Genomic DNA, 18,062 nt, shown 5'->3' with positions numbered 1-18,062 from the left:
AGTCACACCACCAATACTGAATTCGGTGATCGACAATGGGCCATCAGTGCTACTCGCATTATCTAAGACATTGCCGGTAACAGCTGTATCTTCTGACGTTGTCACTATTTCATTATCATCAAGTAAATCTGACACTGGCGTCACTGAAATAGTTAACGTCGAATCCGTCACATCACCGACACCATCTAGCACCGTATAGGTGACGACCGGGACTGGGCCATTGTAATTTGCATTCGGAACAAAGCTATAACTGCCATCGGGGTTAAGGGTTAACTCACCTTCTGCTAATACCGCGGTTGAGCCAATAGTATAAGTCACACCACCAATACTGAATTCGGTGATCGACAATGGACCATCAGTGCTGGTGGCATTATCTAAGACATTGCCAGTAACAGCTGTATCTTCTGCCGTTGTCACTACTTCATTATCATCAAATATCGAAGGAGGTATTGTTAAATTACCTAGAGCATTATCTTCAGGAATTAAACTTTCAGTAAAAATGAAGTTATTATCAATTTCGCTCGTATCATAGCCTGCCTGAGCAATCGTTTCATCACCAATTCTCTCGAGCGAAACAAAATCTGTACCTTCATTTGCAACGAAACCTGCTGCGGTTTCTGGTAGGTTTACACTTTCGCCTGAAGATATTAATGCTTGAATTGCTGATATTTCATCTTGAATATTATTTACATCAATATCACCGGAAATGCCTACGCTTTCTTGATCCGTTGAACTATCAGTAAGAGGATCTAATGTCGAATCATTGTTCTGGCTAGACACTCGTTGTTGACTACCATCACTATAGGTCAAGGTAACTTCGCTACCTTTCTCTAATATAATTATGGTTCCTTGATCAACCTGATCTCCTACTCTTAATAAATTACTGTCTGGTAAATCTATGCGAACATCACCTACGACATTTGTAATTTGTGCACTTTTGGGATTCGTATAGGTTTCCATAAAAAATATTCCTAATAATATGATTTATCACATTTAATGTGATACGAGAAACATTGAAGTAGTTTAATAAAAAATAAATTATCACATATAGAATTTAATACAATAGCAGAGGGATGGATGTAGGTTTTGTTTTAGTGGTGTTTTAAATACAATAAAAAAATAAAGCCCTAATAACACTATCAAAAAGTAATACTATTAATGGTTATTAAGGCTATTGAATTAATTCTTTATACGACGGATAGACAATGCAATCAAAGCTAATAAAAATATTGCTAGAGATGATGGTTCTGGTACGGCAATAGATTTAAATACGTGATTGATATTATCACCTGGAAATGCACGATCCCAAATAAATGCAGATACGTCCCCTACGCCATCATACCCTAGACCGCCAACATTATTCGCTACCAAAGATTCGTTCGCTTCATGTAAACCCATATTAAAATCATAAGAATCATACCAAGCATTATGGTTTACAATAAAACTACTAATATCATTAATATAATTATTCACATTATTTGAGCTCAGTGCATATTCTAAGCCCTCGGATAATACACCAAAGTTTAACACAGCCGCTTCAATACCATTATAAGGAGTTGGGGTAGGAGTATTTAAATCATATAAATCTGGCCCCATTGCTAGATCAAAACTTCCAACGTACTGCCATTGAATACCGTTGTTGTCAGAATAAAAATCACCAACAATCAATCCAGCATTAGCCTTTTCAGCGATAAATAGTGAAAAGACAGAGAATAAAACAACATATAAAATTTTAGAACTCATACTACTTCCTTAAGTCCTTAATTGGACGGTAAACTGATAAAATATTTCGATTATATTTTATATTGCACATCATTGGTAAGCAAAAATAGTGCCACAAAAAAACACTCATTAAAAAACAAACACTTAAAAAAAACTATCACATATCTGCTATAGAGTTGTAAAAAGAGCCGACATGTAAGGATATGAGTATGTTTATCTAATAAAATAACTTATGATAATAAGAAGCTAAACATAAGCTTTTAACTAAGCATACACTAAACCATCACATTATTAAAATGTATATGATTTTACGCCCCCAAATATTACATAGTAATAAAACTGAATTAATAGAAACGACAACTAAAATAGTCTGTTTATAAGCTGAAGAAATTAATTAACCAAAAATAAAAGTGCGTGTCGACCAATTGACACGCACTGTCCTCTCCATCGGGCGAATAATTTATAATTTAATTATTCGTTTATTTTTCTCTAATACACTCTGACCTATACCTTTAACATTGAGTAAATCATCAATAGTATTAAAATCACCATGTAATTCACGATAAACAACAATTGCTTTGGCTCTTTTTGCTCCAACCCCTTTTAATAAAGTTAAAGTTTCAACATCAGCTTTATTAATATCGACAACGTTTAACTCTTGAGTGGGAACCATTTCTGTCACTTCATTAGCGTTTGTAGCATAAAGCGGCAATGATATTACAGTGAATAAAATGATGAGAAAATAACAGATATGAGTTTTCATTATGCCTTCCTTCTAATAATTAATATCCATATAAGCGAGCTATGAAATATAATAACTCGCTGTATTAGGTTTAGAAGTGTTGGTCTTATTTGTCAAATAGCCGATTAACAATTAACGATAAGTGCATTAAAGCTAGCTAATTGATAAGTTGATCGCTTGTAATACTGCATGCGGATTTTCTGCCTTCGTAATAGGACGGCCAATAACCAAGTAATCAACACCTACTTTTAACGCTTGTTCAGGCGTCATAATTCGCTTTTGATCATCAGCATTTGAACCAGCTGGACGTATACCTGGTGTGATAAGCTTAAAATCTTGACCTAGTAATTGCTTTAAAGATTCAGCTTCCATCGCAGAACAAACTACACCATCTAAACCAGCATTTTTCGTTAACGTCGCTAAATGCTGTACTTGCTCTGCTGGTGTTCGTGTAATACCTATACCTGCAAGGTCTTCCTCACTCATACTGGTCAACACCGTAACAGCAATCAGTAGAGGGGCTTTATCGCCGAAGGGTAATAATGCTTCTTTAGCTTTTTGCATCATTTTAATACCACCTGAGGCATGAACATTAACCATCCAAACACCTAAGTCTGCAGCCGCAGCAACAGCTTTAGCCACGGTATTAGGAATATCATGAAACTTTAAATCAAGAAAAACGTCGAAGCCTCGATTAACAAGTTCTTTAACAAATTCAGGCCCAAAGTGAGTAAACATTTCTTTGCCAACTTTCAATCGACAATCACTAGGTTGTATCTTATCTACAAAAGACAATGCCTCATCTTTATTATCAAAATCTAAGGCTACGACAACTTTTGCATCTATCATGCTATTTTCCTCAATAGGTAACTATTTTTACGATAACTTTCACGCCTTGGCATTAGTACTGATCAACTAATGATTATCTAAGGCAATTTTTATAAAGTATGGGATTATTCGCCATCTAAACCACGTACAGGTTTTAGTTGCTCCCAATCATGACATGATGGGCATGACCAATAATGTGTACTGGAATTAAAACCGCAAGTTCTGCAACTATAACGATGTTTAACATTTAAATAAGCGGATACCAACTCACGAATAACCTCAAGATTTTCTGAGGTGTTGACAGATTCATAACCTGTCATTTGCATTTTGACAAAATGTTTAAAGCCACGAATAGTTGGGCGTCGCTTTAACGCCGATAAAGTAAATTTTTTCGCCGAATTAACGCCTTTAACTTGTTCTATATGGGTTAAATACTTTATGAGCGCCGATGTACTGCCCGTTTCCTCATACACTTTTTTAATAAACTGATAAAAATCGTTTTCTGCATCCAATGCTTGATAACAAAGGTACATTTTTTCAATTACATCAGGAAAAAACTCTTTATCTTGTTCATAGATAGCTTTATAACATTGGCAAGCTTCATTGTATTGTTGATGGTTTTCATAAATTTGTGCCATCAACCAGTTGGCTCTAGAAGAGTTAGGATCATGGCTTAATGCATTATCTAGCAACTCGATAACTTCGATAAACTCATCTTTTTCTAAGGCTAAAGTCGCTAATTCACAATAGAAATTAGCCAAAGCGTGTAATAGTTTGCTATCTCGAGTTTTCGCAATCGCTTTTTTAAGAGCAATGCCCTGTTGCCAATCTTTAGTAGATTGATAAATTTGCATTAAAGCGGTGAGAGATTTTAACCCGTAAGTTTTCGATTTTAATAACTTATGAAACATAGACTCAGCGCGGTCATACAGTCCTGCACTGAGAAAATCTTTCGCCAGTTCAAATACTGCTTGCTGTTTAGCACTATTCGGTAAATGTTTTTGTCGTACTAAATGTTCATGTACTTTTAATGCCCGATCTAGCTCGCCGCGACGTCTGAATAAATTGGCCATCGCAAAGTGCGCCTCAACAGTATCATCTTCAACTTTTAAAGCTTCAAGTAGGTAATCAATGGCTTTATCTTGTTGATTTGAAAATAAGTAATTTAACCCTGTTGAGTACTTTATAGAAAGTTCTTGTTGAGCACTATGGTCGTTTTGCTTCACACTATTGCGCCCCATAAACCAGCCATATCCCATGGCAACGGGTAACAATAAAAATAATAATCCGAGCATACTAAGACTTTTTCCCTGCAGGCAGCGCTACATTTTTCGTTGGTTTTATCATTCGCAATAACTTCCAAAATAATGCAAATAATAATCCTAATACAAAGCCTATGGTCGTAAATAAACTTACCGCAGCAGCAACTGATAGGTTCGTCTTAGCAATTAAATAATTTAAGGTCAGCACTTGGTCATTCTGACTACCAAAAATAAAGGCAACGGCTAACAAAAGAAGGAAAAGGATAACGGTAATATATAAGCGCATGATAGTTCGTCCAAAACAACATAAAAAAAAGGCATGCTGATAGCATGCCGTTTATTCATCAATTCTGCAATTACGCGATTGAAAGATTTACTCTTTCACGTAATTCTTTACCAGGTTTAAAATGTGGAACATATTTACCGTCAAGCTCGACAGACTCGCCAGTTTTTGGGTTCCGTCCCACGCGAGGAGCACGATAATGCAACGAAAAGCTGCCAAAACCTCTAATTTCGATACGTTCACCTTTTGATAAAGTGTGCGCCATCATTTCAAGAATTTCTTTAATAGCTTGTTCTACATCTTTCGCAGCTAAATGATTTAATTTATCTGCTAATCTTTCAATGAGTTCTGATTTGGTCATTTGACCTCCAGTGTTCACTATAGCTTCGCGCCATCGGATTTAAACAATAAGAAGAACTGCATAATGCAGCTCTTCTTCGCTTGGTATTGCTAGGAATTAAAGTTTAGCGTTTTTAAACGCTTCAGCCATTGCACTTAGACCAGAAGTGTCTTCTGGAGCTTGGTTCAATGTATCCATAGCTTCACGCTCGTCTGCTTGATCTTTAGCTTTGATTGATAAGCTAATAGTGCGGTTCTTACGATCAACACCAACAAACTTAGTTTCAACGCTATCATCTACAGATAATTCAGTTGTCGCATCTTCGATACGTTCACGTGAAATATCAGCAACACGAAGGTAACCTTCAACGCCTTCAGCTAATTCAATTTTAGCGCCTTTAGCGTCTACTTCAATAACCTTACCTGTAACAATAGCACCTTTTTTGTTATCTGCAAGGTATTGATTAAACGGATCATCTTCAGTTTGTTTAACACCTAAAGAGATACGCTCACGCTCTGGGTCAACTTGAAGTACAACAGCTGAGATTTCATCACCTTTCTTGTATTCACGAACAGCTTCTTCACCGCCAGCCCATGAAATGTCAGATAAGTGAACAAGACCGTCAATACCACCGTCAAGACCAATAAAGATACCAAAGTCAGTGATTGACTTGATCTTACCTGATACTTTGTCACCTTTGTTGAAGTTTTTAGCAAACTCTTCCCAAGGGTTCGGGATACATTGTTTAAGGCCAAGAGAAATACGACGACGTTCTTCGTCAATTTCAAGTACCATAACTTCAACCGTATCACCTAAGTTAACAACTTTAGATGGGTGGATGTTTTTGTTAGTCCAATCCATTTCAGAAACGTGAACTAAGCCTTCAACGCCTTCTTGGATTTCAACGAAACAACCGTAGTCAGTCAAGTTAGTTACGCGACCGGTAAGCTTAGCGCCTTCAGGGTAACGTTTAGCGATAGCAACCCATGGATCTTCGCCTAACTGCTTCATACCTAGAGATACACGAGTACGCTCACGATCGAATTTCAATACTTTAACTTGAATTTCATCACCAACGTTTACGATTTCACTTGGGTGCTTAACACGCTTCCAAGCCATATCTGTGATGTGAAGTAGACCGTCAATGCCGCCTAAGTCTACGAACGCACCGTAGTCAGTAAGGTTCTTAACGATACCTTTAACTTCAATGCCTTCAGCAAGAGAAGCTAATAATTCATCACGTTCAACACTGCTTTCTGATTCGATAACAGCACGACGAGATACAACAACGTTATTACGCTTTTGATCAAGCTTAATAACTTTAAATTCTAAATCTTTACCTTCAAGGTGAGTAGTGTCACGAATAGGACGAACATCTACTAATGAACCAGGTAAGAAAGCACGGATGTTGCTAACTTCAACTGTGAAACCACCTTTAACTTTACCGTTAATAACACCGATAATAGTTTCTTTTTCTTCATATGCTTTTTCAAGCACTTGCCAAGCTTCATGGCGTTTTGCGTCATCACGAGAAAGAATAGTTTCACCGAAACCATCATCTGTAGCTTTAAGTGACACATCAACTTCATCGCCAACAGCAACTTCTACTTCGCCTGTTAAGCTTTTGAACTGGTCAATTGAAATAACAGATTCAGATTTTAAGCCAGCGTCAACTAAAACGTTGTCTTTAGTAATGGCTACTACAGTCCCTTTAATGATTGAACCAGGGCGTGTTTCGATTGTTTTTAAACTTTCTTCAAAAAGTTGTGCAAAATTTTCAGTCATAATTTGTCTATGAACTCAGAGTTAATCCAATCGACATACATATCTCATGGGGTTGTTAATTGACCTAACGCATCCTTACCTTAGGTTATTTTGAAGCATTATTACTTCGTTTACATTAATTTTTCATTACTAAATGATAAGATTTTACCAACCACTTCATCAATAGAAAGCTCAGTAGAATCAATAATTAATGCTCCTTCTGCAGGAACAAGCGGCGCCACCTTACGGTTTTGATCTCGCTCATCTCTTTGACGTATGTCATCCAAAAGGCGCCCGATTTTAACATCAAAGCCTTTTTCATTCAACTGATTAAATCTTCTTTGTGCTCTTTCTTCAGCACTGGCCGTTAAGAATACTTTTACAGGTGCTTGTGTAAACACCACTGTACCCATATCACGACCATCGGCGACTAAGCCAGGAGCAACTTTAAATGCACGCTGACGTCTTAACAACGCTTCTCGAACACGAGGAAATGCGGCAACCTTTGATGCTAATGCACCAATTTCTTCAGTACGAATTGCATTTGATACATCTTCGCCTTCTAAAATAACTTTACCTTCTCCTTCACTACAGATTTGAAACTGCACATCTAAGTGTGCGGCGACAGGTAATAAGGAATCTTCATCATCAACACTAATCTGATGGTGCTGTGCGGCGACCGCAAGCACGCGGTAAATTGCACCACTGTCTAATAAGTGCCAACCTAATTGTTCAGCGACAATACGCGCAACAGTTCCTTTACCTGCCCCACTGGGCCCATCAATAGTAATGACTGGAATGCTTTCCTGCATATATTTATCTCCTAAAGTCGAAAATCGGCGGCATTATACGGGATTTATCTGGCAAAATCGCCTAAAAAAGTTATTCTCTATCACTTTAACAAGAGACTTGAGATAACTTATCAAAATAATCAGGAAATGTTTTAGCGGTACACTTGGGATCATTAATCGTTACCGGCGTATCACTTAATGCAACAAGCGAAAAACACATAGCAACACGATGATCATTATAAGTATCAATTTCGGCATGTTTCAACACTGCAGCCGGTGTTATCGAAATATAATCTTCACCCTCTTCCACAGTCGCGCCTACTTTTCGTAGCTCAGTTGCCATCGCTGTTAACCGGTCGGTTTCTTTAACTCGCCAATTATAAATATTTCGAATAGTGGTTGTACCTTGAGCAAAAAGTGCTGTCGTTGCTATCGTCATTGCCGCATCGGGAATATGATTCATGTCCATATCAACACCAGTAAGCGGTTTACCAATTACGGTAATTGACTCATCATGCCAAATGACTTCAGCACCCATTTTTTCGAGCACATCAGCAAAATACTTATCGCCTTGAACACTGAGCTTACCAACACCATGTACGGTTATCTCTCCACCCTTTATCGCACCGGCCGCTAAAAAGTATGAGGCAGAAGACGCATCTCCTTCGACCATGTATTTTTCAACCGCTTGATAAGACTGGTTACCTTTGACAGTAAAAGATTGATAATGGTTGTTTTGTACGGTAACGCCAAACCTAGCCATAATATCAAGGGTAATATCAATATAGGGTTTAGAGACTAGTTCACCTTCAATCTCAATATTGGTATCTGAATGGAGTAATGGAGCTACCATTAAAATAGCGGTTAAAAACTGGCTTGATATCGAACCATCAATCTTAACAGTCGTACCGGATAATTGCTTACCATTAATTTTTATCGGTGGATAATCCTTATTTTCCAAATATTCAATATCAGCATTGAGTTGAGCTAACGCATCGACCAAGTGGCCTATCGGTCGTTCTTTCATCCTTGGCTCACCGGTTAAAATAAACTCACCTTCACTTGCAGCAAGCGCGGCACATAAAGGTCGCATTGCGGTGCCAGCATTACCTAAATATAGCTCTAGAGCGTCTTTGCTGGTAAAGAAACCGTTATTACCAACCACTGTACATTCTGTGCCACAGTCACTTAAACTATACTGAATACCCAAAGTTTTTAAGGCATTTAGCATATGATTGATGTCATCACTGACCAATAAATTAGTGATTTTTGTTTCGCCCTGTGCAAGTGCTGCTATCAGTAATGCACGATTAGATAAACTTTTTGAACCTGGTAAAAATACTTCACCCTGAATTTTGTCAATTGGCTGTAGGGTTAATTGTTCCATATTACTTCACTCCTGCGGCAAACTTTTTCATAAAATCAACTAACGCTTGAACACCTTCTATAGGCATAGCGTTATATATACTTGCACGCATTCCACCCACCATACGATGCCCTTTTAATGCGGTTAGCCCTTGTTGTTGTGCCTGCGCTAAAAACTCACCAGACAAATCATCATCAACTAACCAAAAAGGCACATTCATTAAGCTTCTATTTTCAGGGGTAATTGAATTGCTATAAAAGTCACTTTCATCAATATATTGATAAAGTAGCTGTGCTTTTTGTGCATTAATGTCAGCAATAGTGCTGACACTACCTTTAGCCAGTAACCATTCAAACACTAAACCTGCCAAATACCAGGCATAAGTTGGTGGCGTGTTATACATAGAGCCATTATTAGCTAATACTTGGTAATTCATAATTGAAGGTGTATCAATATGAGCGTTGCCAAGCAAATCTTCACGAACAATCACCAGTGTTAACCCGGATGGGCCAATATTTTTTTGTGCACCGGCATAGATGAGTCCGAATTTACTGACATCAAATTCACGCGATAAAATAGTTGATGACATATCAGCAATTAGTGGGATATCGCCGGTATTGGGTACCTCAAAAATCTCAATACCGTCCACAGTTTCATTTGGGCAATAATGTACATAGGCTGCATCTTGACTGATTGGCCATTCACTGCTTGGTTTTACACGCTGAACACCATCGGCATTATCCATGACATGTATCACATTAATGTCGCCATAGTGGCTGGCTTCTTCTGCAGCAGATTTAGACCAAGCTCCCGTTACAATATAATCAGCTTTTTTAGTCTCACCCAATAAATTTAGTGCTACGGCTGAGAACTGGCCACGACCACCACCATGACAAAACAATACTTTATAATGTTCAGGTATTGCCATTAGTTTACGTAAATCAGCTTCAGCTTTTTCGGCCACAGCAATAAACTCTTTACTTCGGTGACTTAACTCCATCACAGAGCTGCCTGTATTAGCAAAATTTAAAAACTCACTTTGCGCTTTTTTCATGACATCTACAGGTAACATCGCAGGACCTGCGCAAAAATTGTAAACACTAGACATTAAACACTACACCCTTTTCTAAGTAATTTGCTTGGATTATTTGACTCAATGAAAGCCAAACTAAGCACTGAATTTTTCGCTAATGGCATGCGGTTATCGCATGAATTTTAGGATCATATGGTAACTTTGAACCTTAGTCACATAAGCATACATTACTGGTTTATTGCATCAATTATTAATTCAACTTTGATATAACTATTTTACCTTTGTTAGATCAATAAAATTTCACGATTAAGCGAATTTTACACATAAAAAAAGGCGGTAAATACCGCCTTTTTTTATGTTATCAACGGTTACTCTTGAGTATCGTTGTCATTATTGAGTTCAGAGTCAGCGTGCTCACCCTCAACATTGGCTTCTGGCGTATCCGCTGTGCCACCTTCAACTGATGGAGTAGAAGCTTCATCACCTTCTTCTGTAGCGTCGAATACTTCGGTTTCTTCAATTTCATCAATGCGCTGTAAGGCAACAACATGCTCGCCCTCAATCGTACGAATGATACGAACCCCTTGTGTATTACGACCAATAACACTCACTTCATCAACACGGGTACGTACTAGTGTACCATTGTCGGTGATCAGCATAATTTCGTCTTGCTCTTCAACTTGTACCGCACCAACAACAGGGCCATTGCGCTCACTGACTTTAATTGATACAACACCTTTTGTAGCACGACTCTTAGCAGGATATTCATCTAATGCTGTACGCTTACCAAAGCCGTTTTCAGTGATAGTCATGATTGGACCGTCATTTTTAGGCACAATTAAAGAGACAACTTTTTGATCGCCTTCTAACTTGATACCACGTACACCTGTGCCCGTACGACCAATAGGTTTTAATGCCCACTGTTGTTCGCCGGTTTCAGGATCTAACTTAACTTCGCCGGTTTCACTGTCACGCTTTTTCTCATTGAAACGTACAACTTTACCCGCATCAGAGAACAACATAATGTCGTTATCACCGTTAGTAATATCAACACCAATTAAGGTATCGTCATCACGTAAGTTCAAGGCGATAATACCGTTAGCGCGTTGATTTTTATAAGCAGTTAACGCTGTTTTCTTCACAGTACCTGATGCGGTTGCCATGATGATAAACTTATCTTCTTCATATTCACGAACTGGCAGAATTGCGGTAATACGCTCATCAGCCTCTAACGGTAGAATATTAACAATCGGACGACCACGAGCAGTACGGCTTGCTAACGGTAACTGGAACACTTTTAACCAGTATAGTTTCCCGCGATTTGAGAAACATAAAATAGTATCGTGAGTATTAGCAATAAGTAAACGTTCGATGAAGTCTTCTTCTTTCATCTTCGTTGCAGCTTTACCTTTACCACCACGACGCTGTGCTTGGTAATCACTTAATATTTGATATTTAACATAACCTTCATGAGACAGTGTTACTACAACATCTTCTTCGGTGATCAAGTCTTCCATTGAAAGATCATGCGAAGCATTAGTAATTTCAGTACGACGTTCGTCACCAAAATCATCACGAATAACTTCAAGCTCTTCACGGATAACTTCCATCAAACGTGATGGTGTTGCTAAAATATGAAGTAACTCTGCAATGATATCTAATAATGCTTTGTATTCGCTTAAAATTTTCTCGTGTTCTAGGCCGGTTAGCTTATGTAAGCGTAAGTCTAAAATGGCTTGTGCTTGTGGCGGTGTTAAGAAATACTGACCATCACGAATACCAAATTCATCTTCAACCCACTCAGGGCGTGCAGCATCATCACCAGCCGCAGAAAGCATATCTGCAACTAAACCTAAATCCCAACCACGTGCTAACAATTGCTCTTTAGCTTCGCTTGGCGTTGGTGAGTTTTTAATTAACGCAATTATTGGGTCAATATTAGCAAGAGCTATTGATAAGCCTTCTAATAAATGTGCACGTTCACGCGCTTTGCGTAATTCAAAGATGGTTCTACGCGTAACCACTTCACGGCGATGTAAAATAAAAGCATCAAGCATTTCACGTAAGTTGAACAATTTAGGCTGACCATTGGTCAATGCCACCATATTCAAACCAAATGAAACTTGCATTTGAGTAAGCTTATATAAGTTATTCAAAATAACTTCGCCAACTTCTCCACGCTTAACTTCAATCACCATGCGCATACCGTCTTTATCAGACTCGTCGCGGAGCGCAGAAATACCTTCAAGGCGTTTCTCTTTTACCAAGTCAGCCATTTTTTCAATCAAACGGGCTTTGTTAACTTGGTAAGGTAACTCATGAACCACAATGGTTTCTTTGCCAGACTTCTCGTCAACTTCAATGTCTGCGCGAGCACGGATCTTAATTTTACCACGGCCAGTTAGGTAAGCTTCTTGAATACCTGCACGACCACTGATAATGCCTGCTGTTGGGAAATCAGGACCTGGAATATGTTCTAATAGCTCTTCAAACGTAATGTCACTGTTATCGATAATAGCTAAACAGCCATTAATAACTTCAGTTAAATTATGAGGAGGAATATTAGTTGCCATACCTACCGCAATACCGGAAGTACCATTAACTAATAGATTAGGAATACGTGTCGGCATGACCGCGGGGATCATTTCAGTGCCATCATAGTTGGCAACGTAATCAACCGTTTCTTTATCTAAGTCAGCCAAAATAGAATGCGCAATTTTTGACATTCTAATTTCGGTATAACGCATTGCCGCCGCTGAATCACCATCGACAGAACCAAAGTTACCTTGGCCATCGACAAGCATGTAGCGTAATGAGAAAGGCTGCGCCATTCGAACAATTGTATCATATACAGCGGTATCACCATGCGGGTGATACTTACCGATAACATCACCAACAACACGTGCTGATTTTTTGTACGGCTTGTTAAAGTCGTTACCTAACACGTTCATCGCGAAAAGTACGCGACGATGTACTGGTTTTAAGCCATCACGTACATCTGGTAATGCACGACCTACGATTACACTCATGGCGTAATCTAAATAGGAGCTTTTTAGCTCATCCTCAATATTGACAGGAGCAATATTATTCGCCAAATCGGTCATAAATTGATGGTATCCCTTAACGTAAATCTAATTCAGAAAATTTCGAAATTATTATTTTTAATTAACACGGCATACTAGCATAATTATTTGTTATGCCCTACCGCTTTATTTTGCTTCATTTTGCCGTGTAAAAGCTAAAGTTTCAAGTAAATGCGAGATATTCGCTATATTACTGATACCAATCTGATTTCAATGAATTTTTTCATTCAATTTAAGGCAAATAATAACTTTCTTTGTGACCGTTGTTCGCATTTTAGGCACATAAGGGTTCCAAACGTATATTTTATCATCATTGCCAGCTTTTATCGCTGACATTAATCTACTGATGATTTGAGAAATCAACATAGTTATAAACAAACAACGCATAAAACCATCAGCATTTTAACTTTATTTAAGATGAATCAATTTTCACGCTAGGCTTGCTGTAAATATTGGTTTAGAATCGCCAACATCATCAAGACAAATAATAGTAATAGCCATGTCCAACCCTTTAAATGTAAATCAAGATGAAATAGCTAAATTTGAACAAGTCGCCAGCCAATGGTGGGAACTTGATGGCGATTTTAAGCCACTGCATCAAATTAATCCGCTGCGTCGACAATTTATCTGCCAACATGTTGGAGACATCTTCGAGAAGAAAATTATTGATGTTGGCTGTGGTGGCGGTATTTTAGCTGAAAGTCTTGCCCAGCTTGGCGCCGAAGTTACTGGCATTGATATGGGGCAAGAGCCATTAAATGTTGCAAAATTGCACGCATTAGAAGCAGGTATAACGGTTGATTACCAGAAAATTACTGCTGAAGAAAAAGCCCAGCAACAACCTGAGCATTACGATGTGGTGACTTGCATGGAAATGCTCGAACATGTACCTGATCCAGCGTCCATCGTAAACGCCTGTGCGCAAATGGTAAAACCTGGTGGCTATGTGTTTTTTTCAACTTTAAATAAGTCATTGAAAGCTTATCTATTGGCGATAGTTGCGGCAGAGAAAATTTTTAAGTTGGTGCCAAATGGTACACACGACCACGATAGCTTCATTCGCCCCTCTACCCTTATTTCATGGGCTGAATCAGTTGACTTAAAATGTATTGACGCCGCAGGTATTCACTACAATCCGTTAACTGAAAATCATAAGCTTAACGCGTCACTTGATGTCAATTACATTCTTTGTTGTCAGAAGGTTTAGCGCAAAATGATGACCAGTATAAATCCTACATTACCGGCAGTTGCCAGTGTACTTTTTGATTTAGATGGCACGTTATTAGATACCGCCGATGACCTAGGTGCGGCGTTAAATTATGTGCTAAATCATTACGGTAAAATGCCTGTCGCTGCAAAAGATTATCGCCCTATCGCTTCTGACGGTGCTTTGGGATTATTGAATCTAGGTTTCGGTGCCGAAATAAAGCAATATGACTATGAAATATTACGTCAACAATTTCTTGACTATTATCAAGAAAATATTGCCACACATACCCATCTGTATCCAGGTGTGAAAGCGTTATTACAACAACTGGAAGCTGAGAGTATCCCTTGGGGTATTATCACCAATAAGCCTGAAGGCCTTACTAAAATTTTGTTACCCCATTATCCTGAATTCGCACAGTGTGCGGTGATGGTAGGTGGCGATACCTTAGCTAAACGTAAACCGGATCCAGAGCCTATTTTGTATGCTTGCCAACAAATTAATGTCGATAATCAGCAATGTTTTTATGTCGGAGACGCTCTACGTGATATTCAGGCCGGAAATAGTGCACTAATGAAAACTTTTGTTGCTAATTGGGGTTATATTTTAGCTGATGAAGACTGCCAAGCTTGGCAGGCTGATCACATTATTGACACTCCTACCGACTTATTGTCTTTCATTAAATAAGTCTAAGGACTCGCACGACGCCTACACTTCGCGCCGTGCGAGTTTATCGAACTTATCAAGACATCGCACAATTACATGTATCTCGATATAGCGTAGATAATTAGCTATAAAAGCCAAATCCACAAGAAAAATGCCAGCGGGCAGTCGACAGAAGTATCTAGTGAGTAAACCAGTGATTCACTGTTTTTATTTTTCAATAGGATCTTAATTTGATCTTTAAGCGTTGATAAAATAATCAGTCGTCAATTAAAGCGTTCAAGATTTAAACTAAAAACATAAGCTATTGAATAATTTGAATTTATATTTTTATATATCCTTTCGACATATAAACCATCAAAATTAAATAAAAATAATTTAATGTTAAAAAAAAATCTAAAATAAGCATTGCGTTTTAGAAAAATCAAAATTAAAAAGCCTTACTAAGTTAGTTGTTACTAACATAACTTTTACTCTAAAAAAATCAACCAAAAAACGAAAATTTATATCGCTTGCATTGTCATGCAAACCTCACTATCTTGTGATTAGTTTTTTTAAAACCCCAAGATATAGTGCATTTTTCATTCACTGATGTTTGAATGATATACGATTTATCTCGTAATAATGTCTACTTGAGGCAATTATCATAATTCACCCTCCATTTTCGGGTGATTAAAACAATAAATAGATTTACAGGTCATTCATGAATAACAAACTTTTTGTTACAAAACGCAATGGTTCAAAAGAGCCCATCGACTTAGAAAAAATTCATAAGGTTATTGCTTGGGCTGCTGAGGGCTTAGACAATGTTTCTGTGTCACAGGTTGAGCTTAAGTCTCATATTCAATTTTACGATGGTATTAAAACCGCAGACATTCATGAAACCATTATTAAGTCAGCGGCAGATTTAATTTCTGAAGAAACGCCTGATTATCAATTTTTATCGGCTCGACTTGCCATTTTTCATCTACGAAAAAAAGCCTATGGTCAATTTGAGCCACCTAAGCTTTACCCTCATGTTCAAGCATTAGTTGCTGCCGGTAAATACGATCAGCATTTACTTAGCGACTATACTGCTGAAGAGTTTGAGCAACTAGAAAGCTTTATAGACCACAGCCGTGATTTAGATTTTAGCTATGCCGCAGTTAAGCAGCTTGAAGGCAAGTATCTCGTGCAGAACCGTGTCACTGGTGAGATTTATGAAAGTGCACAGTTTCTTTACATTTTAGTATCCGCTTGTTTATTCGCCAAATACCCTAAAGAAACACGTTTAGATTATATAAAAGGCTTTTATAACGCTATTTCTACCTTTAAATTGTCACTTCCAACGCCTATTATGGCTGGTGTACGCACACCAACACGTCAATTTTCTTCATGCGTACTCATTGAATGTGGCGATAGTTTAGACTCAATTAATGCGACCTCAAGTTCAATCGTTAAATACGTGTCTCAACGTGCAGGTATCGGTATTAATGCCGGTCGTATTCGAGCGTTAGGCAGTACGATAAGAAATGGCGAAGCATTCCATACTGGCTGTATCCCTTTCTATAAATTATTTCAAACAGCCGTTAAAAGCTGTTCGCAAGGTGGTGTACGTGGTGGTGCTGCTACCCTATTCTATCCACTTTGGCACTTAGAAGTTGAAAGCTTATTAGTACTTAAAAACAACCGTGGTGTTGAAGAGAACCGTGTTCGCCATTTAGATTACGGTGTGCAATTTAACAAATTAATGTACCAACGCTTGATCAAAGGCCAATCAATCACTTTATTTAGCCCAAGTGATGTACCAGGTCTATACGATGCATTTTTTGAAGACCAAGAAAAATTTGAAGCGCTTTATGTAAAATATGAAGCTGATGATTCTATCCGTAAAAAATGTATTAAAGCTATTGAACTATTTACTTTATTCGCCCAAGAGCGCGCGAGTACTGGTCGTATTTACTTACAAAACGTAGATCACTGTAATACTCACTCACCATTTGATCCAAGTGTTGCACCTATTCGCCAAAGTAATTTATGTTTAGAAATTGCCTTGCCAACGAAACCGATGGACGATGTTAATGATCCAAATGGTGAAATTGCGCTATGTACTTTGTCAGCCTTTAACTTAGGTGCTATTGACAGCCTTGATGAACTTGACGGTTTAGCCGATTTAGCCGTTCGTGCTTTAGATAACTTATTAGATTATCAAGATTATCCAGTACCTGCTGCACACACCGCAACTATGGGTCGTCGTACTTTAGGTATAGGTGTTATTAACTACGCTTATTATTTAGCGAAAAATGGAGTTTACTATTCAAACGGCAGTGCCAACAACTTAACGCACCGTACCTTTGAAGCTATTCAATACTATTTATTAAAAGCATCGAATCAATTAGCTATCGAGCAAGGTGCTTGTCCTAAATTTAATGAAACACGCTTATCGCAAGGTATTTTACCTATCGATACTTATAAAAAAGAAATCGATAATATTACCGGTGAGCCATTACATTTAGACTGGGAATCGCTTCGTGCTAGTATTAAAGAGCACGGTGTTAGAAACTCGACAGTTTCAGCCTTGATGCCATCTGAAACGTCATCACAAATTTCTAATGCGACTAACGGTATTGAGCCTCCTCGTGGCTTGATCAGTATTAAAGCCAGTAAAGATGGCATATTGAAACAAGTGGTACCTGAATACCAACGCTTAAAAGATAACTACGAGTTACTGTGGAATATTCCAAGTAATGAGGGCTACTTACAGTTAGTCGGTATTATGCAAAAGTTTGTTGACCAAACGATTTCAGCTAACACTAACTATGACCCTGCGCGTTTCGACGGTGGCAAAGTGCCGATTAAACAAGTGTTAAAAGATATTTTAACCGCGTATAAGCTGGGTGTGAAAACAATGTACTACCACAACACACGTGATGGTGCAGCTGATAGCCAAATCGAAGTGGAAGACGATGATTGTGCAGGCGGCGCTTGTAAAATTTAGC

The 18,062-nt window shown here is 38.2% G+C and carries 15 protein-coding genes; 3 read left to right on the top strand and 12 right to left on the bottom strand.

The genetic code is table 11. The features are described 5' to 3' along the window. The 12 genes from B0169_RS13915 to gyrA form a co-directional block, all read right to left on the bottom strand. Positions 1 to 960, bottom strand: a 960-nt coding sequence (locus tag B0169_RS13915; RefSeq protein ID WP_077286755.1) for a retention module-containing protein, incomplete at its 3' end; no start/stop codon positions are given. Between the two features lie 219 nt (positions 961 to 1,179). Continuing rightward, entirely contained in the window at positions 1,180 to 1,743 is a 564-nt protein-coding gene (locus tag B0169_RS13910) for a PEP-CTERM sorting domain-containing protein (RefSeq protein ID WP_077286753.1), read from the bottom strand. 439 nt (positions 1,744 to 2,182) lie between these two features. After that, positions 2,183 to 2,485 carry a ComEA family DNA-binding protein gene (locus B0169_RS19550; RefSeq protein ID WP_077286751.1) on the bottom strand — a complete coding sequence of 101 codons (303 nt, stop codon included), beginning with the start codon at positions 2,483 to 2,485 and terminating at the stop codon, positions 2,183 to 2,185. Between the two features lie 132 nt (positions 2,486 to 2,617). After that, positions 2,618 to 3,313, bottom strand: a complete 696-nt coding sequence (gene pyrF, locus B0169_RS13900; RefSeq protein ID WP_077286749.1) for an orotidine-5'-phosphate decarboxylase — start codon at positions 3,311 to 3,313, stop codon at positions 2,618 to 2,620. Between the two features lie 104 nt (positions 3,314 to 3,417). Then, positions 3,418 to 4,587: a lipopolysaccharide assembly protein LapB gene (lapB, locus tag B0169_RS13895; protein ID WP_077286747.1), complete on the bottom strand. Its 1,170-nt coding sequence runs from the start codon at positions 4,585 to 4,587 to the stop codon at positions 3,418 to 3,420. A gap of 1 nt (position 4,588) precedes the next feature. After that, positions 4,589 to 4,840, bottom strand: coding sequence for a lipopolysaccharide assembly protein LapA domain-containing protein (locus tag B0169_RS13890; RefSeq protein ID WP_077286745.1), 252 nt, complete (start codon positions 4,838 to 4,840; stop codon positions 4,589 to 4,591). Between the two features lie 70 nt (positions 4,841 to 4,910). Next, the gene (gene ihfB / locus B0169_RS13885; protein WP_077286743.1) at positions 4,911 to 5,198 is read right to left on the bottom strand and encodes an integration host factor subunit beta; all 288 of its coding nucleotides are present in this window, start codon (positions 5,196 to 5,198) and stop codon (positions 4,911 to 4,913) included. Positions 5,199 to 5,294: 96 nt separating this feature from the next. After that, complete coding sequence (gene rpsA / locus B0169_RS13880) at positions 5,295 to 6,962, bottom strand: 30S ribosomal protein S1 (RefSeq protein ID WP_077286741.1); 1,668 nt, start codon at positions 6,960 to 6,962, stop codon at positions 5,295 to 5,297. Between the two features lie 110 nt (positions 6,963 to 7,072). Next, positions 7,073 to 7,753 (bottom strand): (d)CMP kinase, encoded by a 681-nt coding sequence (gene cmk / locus B0169_RS13875; protein ID WP_077286739.1) that lies wholly within the window; start codon positions 7,751 to 7,753, stop codon positions 7,073 to 7,075. An 85-nt stretch (positions 7,754 to 7,838) separates the two neighbouring features. After that, entirely contained in the window at positions 7,839 to 9,119 is a 1,281-nt protein-coding gene (gene aroA / locus B0169_RS13870) for a 3-phosphoshikimate 1-carboxyvinyltransferase (protein WP_077286737.1), read from the bottom strand. 1 nt (position 9,120) lies between these two features. After that, on the bottom strand, positions 9,121 to 10,206 hold the full coding sequence (gene serC / locus B0169_RS13865) for a 3-phosphoserine/phosphohydroxythreonine transaminase (protein ID WP_077286735.1): 1,086 nt from the start codon (positions 10,204 to 10,206) through the stop codon (positions 9,121 to 9,123). Positions 10,207 to 10,499: 293 nt separating this feature from the next. Next, positions 10,500 to 13,235: a DNA topoisomerase (ATP-hydrolyzing) subunit A gene (gene gyrA, locus B0169_RS13860; RefSeq protein ID WP_077286733.1), complete on the bottom strand. Its 2,736-nt coding sequence runs from the start codon at positions 13,233 to 13,235 to the stop codon at positions 10,500 to 10,502. A 478-nt stretch (positions 13,236 to 13,713) separates the two neighbouring features. On the opposite strand from gyrA, the gene ubiG reads away from it, so the two are divergent. The 3 genes from ubiG to nrdA all read left to right on the top strand — a co-directional run bounded on the left by ubiG (position 13,714) and on the right by nrdA (position 18,061). Continuing rightward, on the top strand, positions 13,714 to 14,421 hold the full coding sequence (ubiG, locus tag B0169_RS13855; protein WP_077286731.1) for a bifunctional 2-polyprenyl-6-hydroxyphenol methylase/3-demethylubiquinol 3-O-methyltransferase UbiG: 708 nt from the start codon (positions 13,714 to 13,716) through the stop codon (positions 14,419 to 14,421). Positions 14,422 to 14,427: 6 nt separating this feature from the next. Then, on the top strand, positions 14,428 to 15,108 hold the full coding sequence (locus B0169_RS13850) for an HAD family hydrolase (protein WP_328589024.1): 681 nt from the start codon (positions 14,428 to 14,430) through the stop codon (positions 15,106 to 15,108). Positions 15,109 to 15,787: 679 nt separating this feature from the next. Further along, positions 15,788 to 18,061: a class 1a ribonucleoside-diphosphate reductase subunit alpha gene (gene nrdA, locus B0169_RS13845; RefSeq protein WP_077286729.1), complete on the top strand. Its 2,274-nt coding sequence runs from the start codon at positions 15,788 to 15,790 to the stop codon at positions 18,059 to 18,061. The last annotated feature ends 1 nt before the right edge of the window (position 18,062 follow it).

The sequence above is a fragment of the Cognaticolwellia aestuarii genome, assembly GCF_002000025.1.
In the GTDB taxonomy this organism is placed as follows: Bacteria; Pseudomonadota; Gammaproteobacteria; order Enterobacterales; family Alteromonadaceae; genus Cognaticolwellia; species Cognaticolwellia aestuarii.
This window is presented reverse-complemented; position numbering and strand designations above follow the sequence as displayed.

Bases quoted from the DNA above. Each gene is read 5' to 3' on its own strand.
- B0169_RS13910 (WP_077286753.1), bottom strand. From the start codon at position 1,743: ATGAGTTCTAAAATTTTATATGTTGTTTTATTCTCTGTCTTTTCACTA.
- B0169_RS19550 (WP_077286751.1), bottom strand. From the start codon at position 2,485: ATGAAAACTCATATCTGTTATTTTCTCATCATTTTATTCACTGTAATA.
- pyrF (WP_077286749.1), bottom strand. From the start codon at position 3,313: ATGATAGATGCAAAAGTTGTCGTAGCCTTAGATTTTGATAATAAAGAT.
- lapB (WP_077286747.1), bottom strand. From the start codon at position 4,587: ATGCTCGGATTATTATTTTTATTGTTACCCGTTGCCATGGGATATGGC.
- B0169_RS13890 (WP_077286745.1), bottom strand. From the start codon at position 4,840: ATGCGCTTATATATTACCGTTATCCTTTTCCTTCTTTTGTTAGCCGTT.
- ihfB (WP_077286743.1), bottom strand. From the start codon at position 5,198: ATGACCAAATCAGAACTCATTGAAAGATTAGCAGATAAATTAAATCAT.
- rpsA (WP_077286741.1), bottom strand. From the start codon at position 6,962: ATGACTGAAAATTTTGCACAACTTTTTGAAGAAAGTTTAAAAACAATC.
- cmk (WP_077286739.1), bottom strand. From the start codon at position 7,753: ATGCAGGAAAGCATTCCAGTCATTACTATTGATGGGCCCAGTGGGGCA.
- aroA (WP_077286737.1), bottom strand. From the start codon at position 9,119: ATGGAACAATTAACCCTACAGCCAATTGACAAAATTCAGGGTGAAGTA.
- serC (WP_077286735.1), bottom strand. From the start codon at position 10,206: ATGTCTAGTGTTTACAATTTTTGCGCAGGTCCTGCGATGTTACCTGTA.
- gyrA (WP_077286733.1), bottom strand. From the start codon at position 13,235: ATGACCGATTTGGCGAATAATATTGCTCCTGTCAATATTGAGGATGAG.
- ubiG (WP_077286731.1), top strand. From the start codon at position 13,714: ATGTCCAACCCTTTAAATGTAAATCAAGATGAAATAGCTAAATTTGAA.
- B0169_RS13850 (WP_328589024.1), top strand. From the start codon at position 14,428: ATGATGACCAGTATAAATCCTACATTACCGGCAGTTGCCAGTGTACTT.
- nrdA (WP_077286729.1), top strand. From the start codon at position 15,788: ATGAATAACAAACTTTTTGTTACAAAACGCAATGGTTCAAAAGAGCCC.